Origin of the sequence: Streptomyces platensis (genome assembly GCF_008704855.1) — a bacterium.
GTDB lineage: Bacteria > Actinomycetota > Actinomycetes > Streptomycetales > Streptomycetaceae > Streptomyces > Streptomyces platensis.
In genome coordinates, this window is record NZ_CP023691.1 from 4,450,784 (window position 1) to 4,463,763 (window position 12,980).

Here is a 12,980-nt window from a genome sequence, read left to right on the forward strand (position 1 = left end):
GTCCTGGCAAGAGGTCGGCGGGCGATGCCGAGGAGCCGGTTTGACCGGATGGCGTAGCCGCGCGTACCGTGACCAGGTCGAGTTGTCGATGGCTGCTGCCGCCTGCCTCCGATGGGCAAAGATCACGCTCGAAGTGATCGTGTAGCGGTGCACTTAGGCGTTGCGAGCTACTCGTGGGCGCACGGTGACAGCCAGTTGACGCCCCACATCTGTCTCTCCTGAGACAACAAGCATTCCTGGAGCCCCCGAGTGAGCAAGCGCACCTTCCAGCCGAACAACCGCCGTCGCGCGAAGACCCACGGTTTCCGTCTGCGCATGCGGACCCGTGCCGGCCGCGCGATCCTCGCGTCCCGCCGTGGCAAGGGTCGCGCCCGCCTGTCGGCCTGAGCAGCAACCTAGGTCCATGACGTGCTGCCTACCGAGTATCGGCTGAGGCGGCGCGAGGACTTTGCGACCGCGGTACGCCGGGGACGCAGGGCCGGGCGCCCGCTCCTTGTCGTTCATCTTCGCAGCGGTTCAACGGACCCGCACGGGTCGGGGGAAAGTGTTCCCCCGGCACGTGCGGGTTTCGTCGTGAGCAAGGCAGTGGGTATCGCTGTCGTGCGCAGCAAGGTCAAGCGCAGACTCCGTCATCTCGTGCGCGATCGGCTGGACCGGCTGCCCGCCGGTAGCCTGGTTGTCGTACGGGCCCTGCCCGGTGCGGGTGACGCGGATCATGATCAGCTGGCCCGCGACCTGGACGCCGCCTTCGAGCGGCTGCTGGGAGGGGCGCCGAGAGGCTGCAATCCCCCGGGGGCTGCGACCGACAGCAGCTGCCCCGCGGGCCCCCGGAGCTCCGGACGGGACCCGGGAGGGAGCGCACAGTGAAGTACCCGCTGCTGCTTTTGATCAAGATTTATCAGTGGACCATCAGCCCCCTGCTGGGACCGGTCTGCAAGTACTACCCGTCGTGCTCGCACTATGGCTACACGGCCATCGACCGGCACGGCGCGGTGAAAGGGACTGCGCTGACAGCCTGGCGCATCCTGCGGTGCAATCCGTGGTCGCTCGGGGGCGTCGACCACGTCCCTCCCCGGAAGCGTCCGGTTTGGCATCAGCGGCTGAGGAGCCGCCTGGGCGGGCCCACCGTCCCTGAGCCTGTCGCCCAGCCCGAGACTCAGCCCAACGTCCAAGGAGCCTGATTCGTGGACACGATCCTCAGTCCCCTCTATATCGCTGTTTCCTGGATCATCGTCCAGTTCCACTCGTTCTACAGCCTCATCTTTGACAAGGACAGTGGCGCGGCGTGGGGTCTGTCCATCGTCTCGCTGGTGGTGCTGATCCGTATCTGCCTGATCCCGCTCTTCGTGAAGCAGATCAAGTCGACGCGGAACATGCAGGCGCTTCAGCCGAAGATGAAGGCGATCCAGGAGCGCTACAAGAGCGACAAGCAGCGCCAGTCCGAAGAGATGATGAAGCTCTACAAGGAGACGGGCACCAACCCGCTCTCGAGCTGTCTCCCGATTCTGGCCCAGTCGCCGTTCTTCATCTCGCTGTACCAGGTCCTGAACCACATCGCCCAGAACAAGGTGGTCGGTGTCATCGACCAGCCGCTTCTGGAGAGCGCGCAGAAGGCCCACATCTTCGGTGCGCCGCTGGCGGCGAAGTTCATGGACAGCGCGGAGAAGATCCAGAGCCTGGGTGCTTCTGTGATCGACGTCCGCGTGGTCACGATCGTCATGATCGTTCTGATGTCGGCGTCGCAGTTCTACACGCAGCGCCAGCTGATGACCAAGAACGTCGACCTCACGGTGAAGACGCCGTTCATGCAGCAGCAGAAGATGCTGATGTACGTCTTCCCCATCATGTTCGCCGTCTTCGGCATCAACTTCCCCGTCGGTGTTCTCGTCTACTGGCTGACCACCAACGTGTGGACCATGGGCCAGCAGATGTTCGTCATCCGTCGTAACCCGACTCCGGGCAGCAAGGCCTTCGAGGAGCGCCAGGAGCGGCTGCGGGCCGCGGGCAAGATCGTCGAGGCGCCGGCCGAGGTCGCTGCGAAGCAGGCCGCGGAGGAAGCGCGCCAGAACCGCCAGCAGCCCAAGCGTCAGACGAAGAGCAAGCGGCAGACCGGTGGTGCTCCGGCCGGCGGTGCGCAGAACCGTACGCGTGCCGGATCGGCGTCGGGTGACTCGGGCTCCGGTGAGGGTGCGGCGAAGAAGCCGTCGCTGGAGAAGAAGGACGCGCAGGACGGCAAGGGGAAGGACGGCGCCTCCGGCTCCCGCACGACCAAGTCCGGACAGCGCAAGGGCCAGCAGCGCCCCAAGCACCCGACCAAGAAGTAAGAAGGAGTCCTTTCGTGACGGACACGACCCCTGCCACCAAGGGCACCGACACCCTGACCCGCCTGGAGCAGGAAGGCGAGATCGCGGCCGACTACCTCGAGGGTCTGCTGGACATCGCCGACCTCGACGGTGACATCGACATGGATGTCGAGGCCGACCGTGCCGCGGTGTCGATCATCAGCGACTCGACCAGCCGTGATCTCCAGAAGCTGGTGGGCCGCGATGGTGAGGTGCTGGAGGCTCTGCAGGAGCTGACCCGGCTGGCCGTTCACCGTGAAACCGGTGACCGCAGCCGTCTGATGCTGGACATCGCCGGCTTCCGGGCGCGTAAGCGTGAGGAGCTCTCGGAGATCGGCGCGAAGGCGGCGGAGGAGGCGAAGGGCACCGGGCAGCCGGTGAAGCTCGACCCGATGACGCCCTTCGAGCGCAAGGTCGTCCACGACGCGGTGGCGGCGGCCGGGCTTCGGAGCGAGTCCGAGGGCGAGGAGCCGCAGCGTCGAGTGGTCGTCCTCCCGGCCTGACCGCTCAGCGCTCCCGTTTTTCTTTGGCCCCGTCTGCTCGCAGGCGGGGCCAAAAGTTGTCAGCGTTCTGTGTTATCCCGGGGCGTAACCCGGGTTCCCGGCAGAAGTAGCAGTCCAGAGGAAGGGCGGTTCCCGTGACGGAGGAAGCAGCGGAGCTCCCTCCTGCGCCGAAGGCGGCGGAGGAGGTATTCGGTGAGCGCTTTGCGGAAGCCGTGCGGTACGGCGAACTGCTCGCCGACGCCGGGGTGAGGCGGGGGCTCATCGGCCCGCGTGAGGTGCCGCGGCTGTGGGAGCGGCATCTGTTGAACTGTGCGGTGCTCTCCGAGGTGGTGCCCGAAGGCGTCTCGGTCTGCGATGTGGGCTCGGGTGCCGGACTGCCTGGTATCCCGCTGGCGCTGGTCCGCCCGGATCTGAAGATCACGCTGCTGGAGCCGCTGCTGCGGCGTACGAACTTCCTTCAGGAGGTCGTCGAGCTGCTCGGGCTGGACCATGTCACGGTCGTGCGCGGGAGGGCCGAAGAGGTGATGGGCAAGCTGCCTCAGGTGCATGTGGTGACGGCGCGTGCCGTTGCTCCACTTGACCGGCTGGCCGGCTGGGGCGTGCCGCTGCTCCGTCCCTACGGCGAGATGCTGGCGCTCAAGGGCGATACCGCTGAGGAGGAGCTCAAGGCGGCTCGGGCGGCGCTGAGCAAGCTCGGCGTGGTGGAGACCTCGGTGGTGCATGTGGGCGAGGGTGTGGTGGATCCGCCGTCGACCGTGGTGCGCGTCGAGGTGGGCGAGAGCCCCGGCGGTGTGCGGTTTGCGGCCAAGCGGGCGAAGGCGGCGCGCGTGAGCCGTGCGTCGAGGGGGCGCCGGCGCTGACGCTCCGCTGCCGGCACGCGAGAAGCCGGCATCGGCATGAGGGGATTCCGTTCCGCGAAAGCAGGACAGGTGAATTCCGTAAATGCCATCAAAACGACACAAGACGGAGTGTCGCGGCTCATTCAGGCGTGACGCTGGCATCGTGTTTCACGTGAAACGTCGTTCTCTGCTGCAAGGGATCATCGACCGTGGTCGTGCGGCCGCCGTGCCGCGCGACCGTAGACCCACAAGGGTCAGCGAAGTATCCACAGAAGTGGATTCGTCCACAGGAGAACGGACCTCACTGGTTCACGACACCGAAAGCATGGCAGGCTCTGAACATTGCGAGCCTGATGTCGAGGAGAGTGAATCCTTGCGGTCCGACGCCAACATCGCGGGACCGATGACCGATCCGGTCCCCGGTCCCCGTAGCGAGTCGTTCGGGGACGACGTTTCACGTGAAACGCCGCCCCCGATGGACGACACCCCGATCGGTCGTGCAGCTCAGCTTGCGGTGGAGGCACTTGGCCGCGCGGGTGAGGGGCTGCCCCGGCCTGAACAGACTCGGGTCATGGTGGTTGCCAACCAGAAGGGCGGGGTCGGTAAGACCACGACCACGGTGAACCTGGCGGCCTCATTGGCCCTGCACGGTGCCCGGGTCCTGGTGATCGACCTCGACCCCCAAGGCAATGCCTCCACGGCACTGGGGATCGACCACCACTCCGAAGTGCCCTCGATCTATGACGTGCTGGTGGACAGCAAGCCGCTCTCCGATGTGGTGCAGCCGGTCGCTGATGTGGAGGGCCTGTTCTGTGCGCCCGCCACGATCGATCTGGCTGGTGCGGAGATCGAGCTGGTCTCGCTGGTGGCGCGGGAGAGCCGGCTGGACCGCGCCATCAAGGCGTACGAACAGCCGCTGGACTACATCTTCATCGACTGCCCGCCCTCCCTCGGCCTGCTGACGGTCAACGCTCTGGTCGCTGGCGCCGAGGTGCTGATCCCGATCCAGTGCGAGTACTACGCGCTGGAGGGGCTGGGACAGCTGCTGCGGAACGTCGATCTGGTGCGGGGTCATCTCAACCCCAAGCTCCATGTCTCGACGATTCTGCTCACCATGTACGACGGGCGCACCCGACTCGCGTCCCAGGTCGCCGATGAGGTCCGCAGTCACTTCGGCCATGAGGTGCTCCGTACGAGCATCCCCCGCTCGGTGCGCATCTCCGAGGCACCCAGCTATGGGCAGACGGTGCTCACCTATGACCCGGGATCCAGCGGCTCGCTGTCCTATCTTGAAGCGGCCCGGGAGATCGCCTTGCGTGGGGCCCCTCATACCGGGGGCCAGGGCCTCAGCGTCAACTATGAAGCACAGCACAGCATCTCGGAGGGGAATCAGTGAGTGAACGACGTAGAGGCCTGGGCCGTGGGCTCGGTGCGCTGATCCCCGCAGCACCGCAGAGCACGGATCATGCCGGATCCGCAGGACAGGGAGCGACGTCACCATCGTCCGTACCGGTCCTGGCCCCGGAGCGTGGGGTGGCGGCCGCCAAGGTGACGTCGCTGCCGGCGCACGGTGTTTCACGTGAAACGGAAGCACCGGCCGCGACAGAGGCGGCGGGTATCTCGGAGGTGGCCGGCGCGCACTTCGCCGAGGTGCCGCTGGACGCGATCAAGCCGAATCCGCGACAGCCGCGTGAGGTCTTCGACGAGGATGCCCTGGCCGAGCTGGTCACCTCCATCAAGGAGGTGGGCCTGCTCCAGCCGGTGGTGGTCCGTCAGACGGGGCCGGGGCGGTATGAGCTCATCATGGGTGAGCGCCGCTGGCGGGCATGCCGTGAGGCCGGCCTGGAGAAGATTCCCGCGATCGTCCGGGCCACGGACGATGAGAAGCTGCTGCTCGATGCGCTTCTGGAGAACCTCCACCGGGCCCAGCTCAACCCGCTGGAAGAGGCAGCCGCCTATGACCAGTTGCTGAAGGACTTCCAGTGCACGCATGACGAGCTGGCCGACCGGATCGGGCGTTCGCGCCCGCAGGTCTCCAACACGCTGCGGCTGCTGAAGCTCTCGCCGTCCGTGCAGAAGCGGCTTGCCGCGGGTGTGCTCTCCGCGGGCCATGCGCGTGCCCTGCTCTCCGTGGAGGACTCGGAGGAGCAGGATCACCTGGCGCGCCGCATCGTCGCGGAGGGACTCTCGGTCCGTTCCGTCGAGGAGATCGTGACCCTCATGGGGTCGACCCCCAAGGGCGCGAGCAAGGCCAAGGGGCCGCGTGCCGGCACCCTGGTCTCCCCCGCGCTCACGGGTCTCGCTTCCCGGCTGTCCGACCGCTTCGAGACCCGGGTGAAGGTCGACCTGGGACAGAAGAAGGGAAAGATCGTCGTTGAGTTCGCCTCGATGGACGATCTGGAGCGCATTCTCGGCACTCTCGCCCCGGGCGAGGGCCGCGTCCTGGGCCAGTCCCTTGCCGAGGAGAACGACGAAGAGGAGTGAGCTGACGCTCTCGGCTCCCGGGCGGGCCGTGTTCCGGAGCCCATACCGGAACACGTGCCCGCCCTTTGCACTCTTGCGGTACCCGTGCCCGTAAAGGGTGGATACGATGCGTTCGGGTATGGCACGCATCCATGTGGAGACATCTCACACCGAGGAGAGGCCATGCGATCGGTGAGCCGCACCGGACTGCTGGCAGCGGGCTTCGGTCTCGCAGCCGTCGGAGGGTTCGTTGGTGGTCTGCTGAGAGAGCAGGTGGCGCTGACGGCGCTGCGAGGTGTGGCAGGCGAGGAAAGCGAGGACCTGGGTTCATGGGCCGTCGGCTCGTACCGCTCACGCTGGACAACCTTCCGGACCTCCCCAAGCGGTGCCGCTCCTGTGTCTTCTGGGAGCTCGACCCCGTCAGCGGCGAGGCCGCGGTAAAAGCGGGTCGCCCTGAGCTCGAGAAGGAAGCCTGGATCTCGGCAGTACTGCTGGAGTGGGGGTCCTGTGGTCGGGTGGTCTATGTCGATGAGGTGCCGGTCGGGTTCGTGATGTACGCCCCGCCGGCTTATGTGCCGCGCTCCACGGCCTTCCCCACCAGCCCGGTCTCACCGGATGCGGTGCAGCTGCTGACGGCCTGGCTGATCCCCGGCTATCAAGGGCAGGGGCTGGGGCGGGTGATGGTCCAGACGGTTGCCAAGGACCTTATCCAGCGCGGCTTCAAGGCCATCGAGGCCTTTGGAGATGCCCGCTGGAGTGAGCCGGCCTGTGTGCTGCCCGCCGATCATCTGCTCGCGGTGGGCTTCAAGACCGTGCGTCCCCACCCCCGCTTTCCCCGACTGCGGCTTGAGCTGCGCACCACGATCTCGTGGAAGGAAGATGTGGAGCTGGCACTGGACCGCTTGCTGGGAGCCGTCCAGAAGGAACCCGCACTGCGACCGCTGTAGCGGCGAGCCGATGTTTCCCGTGAAACAGAGAACGGGCCCGCCCCCTCGTGGGGACGGGCCCGTTTCCCGTGAAACGTGGCGGCGTGCCTCAGCCGAGGAAGTCCGCCAGGTCGCGCTCGATCGCGGCCTTCGGCTTGGCACCGACGATGGTCTTCACGACCTCGCCGCCCTGGTAGACGTTCATGGTCGGGATCGACATGACGCCGTACTTGGCGGTGGTGGCCGGGTTCTCGTCGGTGTTCAGCTTGGCGATGACGATCCCGTCGTGCTCGGCGGCAATCGCCTCCAGGGAGGGGGCGATCTGGCGGCACGGGCCGCACCAGGTGGCCCAGAAGTCCACGAGAACGGGCTTGTCGCTCTTGAGGACGACCTCTTCGAAGTTGTCGTCCGTGACGGTCACCGTGGCGCCGGCCATGGGAATCTCCTTACTGGGTGGGTGGTGGGAAAGCTGGGTGCGCGGGTCAGGCGGTGGGGGTCTTCTCCGGCTCGGGCGTCGACTCGCCGTCCGACAGCGCAGCGAGGAACCGCTCGGCGTCGAGGGCAGCGGAACAACCCGTGCCGGCCGCGGTGATCGCCTGACGGTAGGTGTGGTCGACCACGTCGCCGGCGGCGAAGACGCCAGTCAGGTTGGTGCGCGTGCTGGGGGCGTCGACCTTGAGGTAGCCGTCGTCGTCGAGGTTCAGCTGGCCCTTGAACAGCTCGGTCCGCGGGTCGTGGCCGATCGCGATGAAGAGGCCGGTGACGGGGAGCTCGGAGGTCTCGCCGGTCTTGAGGTTGCGCAGGGTCAGACCCGAGAGCTTGCTCTCACCGTGGATCTCGGCGACCTCGCTGTCCCACACGAACTTGATCTTCGGGTCGGCGAACGCACGCTCCTGCATCGCCTTGCTGGCCCGCAGAGTGTCACGACGGTGGACGACCGTGACCGACTTGGCGAAGCGGGAGAGGAAGGTGGCCTCCTCCATCGCGGTGTCGCCTCCGCCGATGACGGCGATGTCCTGGTCCTTGAAGAAGAACCCGTCGCAGGTGGCGCACCACGAGACGCCGCGACCGGAGAGCTCGTCCTCACGGGGCAGGCCGAGCTTGCGGTGCTGGGAGCCGGTGCTGACGATCACGGTCTTCGCCCGGTGCACATTGCCGGCGGTGTCAGTGACGGTCTTGATCTCGTCGGAGAGATCGACCGCGACAATGTCGTCCGGCACCAGCTCGGCGCCGAAGCGCTCCGCCTGGGCACGCATGTTGTCCATGAGGTCCGGCCCCATGATGCCGTCGCGGAAACCGGGGAAGTTCTCCACGTCGGTGGTGTTCATCAGGGCGCCTCCGGCGGTGACGGCACCTTCGAAGACCAGCGGCTTCAGGGACGCGCGGGCGGTGTAGAGCGCTGCGGTGTAGCCCGCGGGCCCGGAGCCGATGATGATCACGTTGCGGACGTCGCTCACGGGTGTCTTCCTTGTCTCTGCCGACTGCTTGCTGGGGCTCTCGGTTCTCTCACCCCACCCAACGGATCCTACGGGGCGAGCATTCCCGGAGTGTCACAGCGCACTTCTCGTCGCTCAGTCTCGCTGGAACGAGTGCGACAGCAGAACCTTTCCGGGAGCTGGTGGTGTGGCAGAGACGCATGAGGAAGCGATGACATACGCAGAGACGCGCTGGGGATCGGTCGGATGCGACAGCACCACGAGGTAGGCGTCCTTGCCCTGGTAGCGGGTGTGGCTGGTCGCCAGCGGAGTCTCCGGCCGGGCAGTGCCATGGCGGACGCAGGACGGAATGGTGTCGGCGCTGCCGCTCATCGGGGTGTCGGGGGAGCTCCGGGTCCCGATGCCGGGGGACTTGTGCGAGCCCTTTGACGTCAGCAGTGCGTCCACATGTGATTCGAGACTCGCCGCGGTGAGGGCCCCCGAGTCGCCGGTCTTCTTCTCGGGGGTGGCGGTGGTCCGGTCCTGTTTGCTCGCCTGGGTGCCGTCGAGGGCGGCGTTCTGAATGAGCAGGCCGCCGAAGCTCAAGATGGCCGCGGCCGCCGCGGTGCCGAGCAGAATCCGCGGCCAGCGCCGCGCACGGGACGCACGGCCGTCGGGCGTCTGCCGTCCCGGTCCCGAGGAGCCCCGGGGGCGTCCGGCGGGCCGGGCGGCCGATGCCCCTCGGCGAGGCGTCTCTTCCTCGGTTTCACGTGAAACCACGACAGGGACGGTGGCTGTTTCACGTGAAACCTGAGCCGTGGCGACAGGAGTGGTGGCGTCCAGCAGCGCCTCGGCGGCGAGGGCGGCATCGATGCGACCGGCGACATCGGCCGGCATCCGCAGCGGGCCGGGGAGCGTGCCGAGCAGTGACCGGATTTCCTCCAGGGACGCATAGACGTCGTCACACAGGGGACAAGTGGCGAGGTGGTCGCGCAGTTCTGCGGTGCGCGAGGGAGAAAGCAGCCCGTCCGTGAGTTCGGAGATCTCGGAGACCTCCGGATGCTCACCTGTGGGGTGCTCACCCGTGCCGGTTGTCGACGTCACGCCCGACCACCTCCGCCCTTCACGGCACCTGTGTCCTTCGGCCCTGCCGTCGGTGGGACGGATGTCCCCTGCGCCCGGTTCCTTCCCCCGCTCACGGGTTTGCTATCCCCGTTGTCAGCGCGCAGATGGGTGACCAAGGGCAGGAGCCGCGCCCGGCCCCGTGCGCAGCGGCTTTTCACCGTTCCGGTCGGGATATCGAGGATCGACGCGGCCTCCGCGACGGGGTAGCCCTGCATATCGACAAGGACGAGCGCGGCTCGCTGTTCCTCGGGAAGGGTGCGCAGGGCGCTGAGCAGCTCCCGGTGCAGATCCTGGCGCTCGGCGGGTGCCGCGGCGGATTCCTCGGGCTCCAGCAGCTGCTCCAGCCGCTCGGTCTCGGCGACGGGTGAGGTGCGCCGCGAGGCCGCCTTGCGGGCCCGGTCCAGGCAGGCATTGACCGTGATGCGGTGCAGCCACGTCGTCACCGCGGACTGACCGCGGAAGGTGTGCGCCGCTCGGTAGGCGGAGACCAAGGCGTCCTGCACGGCATCGGCGGCCTCTTCGCGATCACCGAGGGTGCGCAGTGCCACAGCCCAGAGCCGGTCGCGATGGCGCCGGACTATCTCCCCGAAGGCATCGGGGTCACCAGCGACATGGCGAGCGATGAGGTCTTGATCACTAGAGTCCTCTAGCAGACCCACCCATACCCCCTCACCTAGCGCCGACTCCTGGGAATCTTGCCCCCTGTAGGACACCGGCGTAAAGATCGCCAACCTGCTGCTACCTGACGTAAGTGAATCTTGACGTGCAGCAACAATGCGTCACGTTCATCGTAGGCAGGTGAGGCAGGTGTGTGGAGAACCACTACGGAACTCATCGACTCATGGACAAGTGACCTTCTTGCCCGAGAACGCCAAATGATGCGTTGCTGCTTTTGCTTCTCAGGGGACTGCTTCTCAGGTGCCGCTTTGACCTTGAGAGTGGGCTGCCCGCCGACGGGCGTGAGCACGGGTCCGGGCCGAGTTGCGTCGCGAAAAGGCCGGAGTCGTACGAAAGAGGCCTGATGGCCTGCTGATTCTTCAGCAGGCCATCAGGCCTTGTGGGGCTAGTTGCGCCCCTGGGTGTCCTGGGCGACGACGAAGTACTTGCCGCAGTTGCCGCCGAACCTCCACGTTCCGCGGCCGGTCCACGCGCCGTAAATCGTCTTTCCGTTGCTACAGTCCGTAACGGCGCGAGCCTGACCGCTCTTGACGGTGCAGCTCGCGCTCCACGTGGCGACCGTCTGCTTCCAGTCGCGACAGCTGTAGTTGCCGCCGGCAGCGGATGCCGGGGTGGCGGTGGCGATTCCGCCGACGAGGAACAATGCGGCCACAGATGCCGTTGCGGCCTGGCGCCACCCGGTGTGCTTCAACAAAATTTCCCCCTGATGCCCTGTCGGGCGACCGTTGGTCGGTGCGGCACTTGAGCGAGTGCCGCATGATCATTTTAGCCCCTGTGCCAGGGTTTCGGGTGGGGGAGGACGCCATGGTGGGGACAGGATCAGGCCGGCCTGCCGCACGAAGTCGCCCCGCCGGCCCGAAGGCTGACGGGGCGTTCTCGACCTCGTATTTCTACGGGTTCCCGGTGCGCTGAGTTAATGCTGGTGAGTCAGCTGAAGATTTTGATTTCTGAAATGCCGCCGCGGAACCAATCCGATGTTCCATCAGAGGAAAGCTTCGTGATGTGGACCAGGACATAGCGGGACTTCACCGACTGGTCGAGCTTCACATCCAGCTTGTCTCCGGCTTCTCCCAGCTTGGAAATGCGTTGTGAGAAATCGCCGAGCGTGGTCGGATCCGCTGCGGAGGGTGCTGCTGCGCGGATTTCTACGGTCTGGCCCGGCCGATACATGGTGACCTGTATCCCGGAAATGTCCTTGGCGCTCCCGAGGTCCACGATGATTCCGCTGCCATCGGCCCGCGTCGGCAGGTTTCCGAAGTTGGGCCAGCCCTTGAACCGTCCTGTCACCCAAGCAGTACTCGGACTGCCGTCCGTGACATTGTGAGCGTCTTCCTCCGAGAAAGGCCCGGCCAGGGGCGAGAACTCCGTGGCGCCCTTGACCGAGAGCGCCTTTCCGGTGTGCTTCTTCGGACCGCCGGCCGGCTGTGAGTTCCCCGGGGCGTCCTGGTCTTTCTCCCGCTTCAGCAGCGTGTCGGCCAGCTGCCAGCTGCCCAGCCCCAGGGCCGCGATGAGCAGCGCGGAGACGGACCACTTCAGGGCCCGCCCGGTGCGGCTCTGGAGCGGGGGCGGCGGAGTGGGGACCGGCTGCGTCGCCCGGTTCGCCTGTGCGGCGGTCGACGACTGCCGGTAGCTGCCCTGCTGGTAGCCCGTGCGCTGGTACGGCGGAGGTGTGGAGAAGGCGGTCTCCGGGGGCCGGATGCGGGGCATGGCCGCGACGGCCTTGGCCAGCTCCTCCGGGGTGGTGCACGGCGGCTCCTGGCGGGAGGCCGTCGCGCCATCGTTGATCAGCGCGCGCATGGCCAGCTCGGACAGTCCGCGATGAACGCCGGCCCGCACCTGGTCGGGCGCGATCAGCCCGACGCCCTTGGGCAGGCCCGTGAGGCCATGGGCGTCGTTCTCGTACGGCCAGCGCTGGGTCAGCGCGGCGTACAGCAGCGCACCGATCGCCTCGGTGTCCGCGCGCTGCGGGGACTCGCAGGTGATGCCGCGCAGCGCCGCCATGACGGCCAGGCCGCGGATGCGGTACTGCCCGGACTCCGTGCGCAGCACCGAGCCGGGAGTGATCCGCAGATGGGAGAGACCCTCGCGGTGCGCGGCGGCCATGGCCTGGGAGACCTGGCTGACGAGCTGGTAGGCGTCGTGCGGCTCCAGCGGGCCGTTGGCGAGCACCGTGGTGAGCTCGGTGGCGTCCGGCAGCCACTCGTGGACGACGTAGACGAGGTCGTTCTCCTCGACGGCGTCCAGGACCTGCACGAAGCGGGGGTCGCCGAGCAGCGCCGACGAGCGGGCCGCGGACAGCACCGGCCGGCCTCTGGGATGGTCGGCGGGCAGGATGTGCACGCCGACCGCGCGGCGCAGCTTTTCGTCGACCGCACGCCAGCTGCTGAATCCGTCCAGACGGGTGACGCACTCTTCGAGGCGGTAGCGTCTGGCAAGCTTGTGGCCGCTGTGCAGTTCCGGTGGCTGGGGTTCGATCGCCTCGGCACCCTCCTCGTCGGTGCCTGCGGCGTCCTGTTCCCTGCCGGATACCTTCTCGGCCTTAGCACCGTCGTCCGTGGCCTTACCCGCCTTGGCGGTCAGCGGTTCCTCACCGCTCGTGTCAGCCACGTCGACGGCAGCCGTGCTCCGTTCCGCCACCGTCGTTCCTGCCTCCCCATCCGTTGCAGGCTCAATGAGCCAAGACAATTGT

14 protein-coding genes and 1 pseudogene are annotated in these 12,980 nt (G+C 67.0%); 9 read left to right on the plus strand and 6 right to left on the minus strand.

Going from position 1 to position 12,980, the window contains the following annotated elements; all coding sequences use genetic code 11:
- The first annotated feature begins 249 nt into the window (after window positions 1–249).
- The 9 genes and pseudogenes from rpmH (at window position 250) to CP981_RS19705 (ending at window position 7,094) form a co-directional block, all read left to right on the plus strand.
- Window positions 250–387, plus strand: coding sequence for a 50S ribosomal protein L34 (gene rpmH / locus CP981_RS19665; RefSeq protein ID WP_003949374.1), 138 nt, complete (start codon window positions 250–252; stop codon window positions 385–387).
- A 21-nt stretch (window positions 388–408) separates the two neighbouring features.
- A pseudogene (gene rnpA / locus CP981_RS19670) lies at window positions 409–777 on the plus strand (ribonuclease P protein component); the annotation flags it as partial.
- A gap of 86 nt (window positions 778–863) precedes the next feature.
- Complete coding sequence (yidD, locus tag CP981_RS19675) at window positions 864–1,181, plus strand: membrane protein insertion efficiency factor YidD (protein WP_042150996.1); 318 nt, start codon at window positions 864–866, stop codon at window positions 1,179–1,181.
- 3 nt (window positions 1,182–1,184) lie between these two features.
- The gene (gene yidC, locus CP981_RS19680; RefSeq protein ID WP_085923687.1) at window positions 1,185–2,324 is read left to right on the plus strand and encodes a membrane protein insertase YidC; all 1,140 of its coding nucleotides are present in this window, start codon (window positions 1,185–1,187) and stop codon (window positions 2,322–2,324) included.
- Between the two features lie 14 nt (window positions 2,325–2,338).
- On the plus strand, window positions 2,339–2,845 hold the full coding sequence (locus CP981_RS19685) for a Jag family protein (RefSeq protein ID WP_085923686.1): 507 nt from the start codon (window positions 2,339–2,341) through the stop codon (window positions 2,843–2,845).
- 134 nt (window positions 2,846–2,979) lie between these two features.
- Window positions 2,980–3,705: a 16S rRNA (guanine(527)-N(7))-methyltransferase RsmG gene (gene rsmG / locus CP981_RS19690; RefSeq protein WP_085923685.1), complete on the plus strand. Its 726-nt coding sequence runs from the start codon at window positions 2,980–2,982 to the stop codon at window positions 3,703–3,705.
- 304 nt (window positions 3,706–4,009) lie between these two features.
- On the plus strand, window positions 4,010–5,080 hold the full coding sequence (locus CP981_RS19695) for an AAA family ATPase (RefSeq protein ID WP_085923684.1): 1,071 nt from the start codon (window positions 4,010–4,012) through the stop codon (window positions 5,078–5,080).
- Window positions 5,077–6,168 (plus strand): ParB/RepB/Spo0J family partition protein, encoded by a 1,092-nt coding sequence (locus CP981_RS19700; protein ID WP_085923683.1) that lies wholly within the window; start codon window positions 5,077–5,079, stop codon window positions 6,166–6,168. The genes CP981_RS19695 and CP981_RS19700 overlap by 4 nt, the downstream gene beginning before the upstream one ends.
- Window positions 6,169–6,476: 308 nt before the next feature.
- On the plus strand, window positions 6,477–7,094 hold the full coding sequence (locus CP981_RS19705; RefSeq protein ID WP_030075726.1) for a GNAT family N-acetyltransferase: 618 nt from the start codon (window positions 6,477–6,479) through the stop codon (window positions 7,092–7,094).
- Between the two features lie 88 nt (window positions 7,095–7,182).
- On the opposite strand, the gene trxA is transcribed toward CP981_RS19705, so the two are convergent.
- From trxA to CP981_RS19735, 6 genes are all read right to left on the minus strand, one after another.
- Window positions 7,183–7,509 carry a thioredoxin gene (trxA, locus tag CP981_RS19710; protein ID WP_042150984.1) on the minus strand — a complete coding sequence of 109 codons (327 nt, stop codon included), beginning with the start codon at window positions 7,507–7,509 and terminating at the stop codon, window positions 7,183–7,185.
- A 46-nt stretch (window positions 7,510–7,555) separates the two neighbouring features.
- Entirely contained in the window at window positions 7,556–8,530 is a 975-nt protein-coding gene (gene trxB / locus CP981_RS19715; RefSeq protein WP_042150982.1) for a thioredoxin-disulfide reductase, read from the minus strand.
- Between the two features lie 114 nt (window positions 8,531–8,644).
- Complete coding sequence (locus CP981_RS19720) at window positions 8,645–9,592, minus strand: zf-HC2 domain-containing protein (RefSeq protein ID WP_085923682.1); 948 nt, start codon at window positions 9,590–9,592, stop codon at window positions 8,645–8,647.
- The gene (sigM, locus tag CP981_RS19725) at window positions 9,589–10,272 is read right to left on the minus strand and encodes an RNA polymerase sigma factor SigM (RefSeq protein WP_085923783.1); all 684 of its coding nucleotides are present in this window, start codon (window positions 10,270–10,272) and stop codon (window positions 9,589–9,591) included. The genes CP981_RS19720 and sigM overlap by 4 nt, the downstream gene beginning before the upstream one ends.
- 404 nt (window positions 10,273–10,676) lie before the next feature.
- The gene (locus CP981_RS19730; protein ID WP_244329707.1) at window positions 10,677–10,985 is read right to left on the minus strand and encodes a hypothetical protein; all 309 of its coding nucleotides are present in this window, start codon (window positions 10,983–10,985) and stop codon (window positions 10,677–10,679) included.
- 233 nt (window positions 10,986–11,218) lie between these two features.
- Window positions 11,219–12,928 (minus strand): protein kinase family protein, encoded by a 1,710-nt coding sequence (locus tag CP981_RS19735; RefSeq protein WP_085923680.1) that lies wholly within the window; start codon window positions 12,926–12,928, stop codon window positions 11,219–11,221.
- Window positions 12,929–12,980 lie beyond the last annotated feature (52 nt).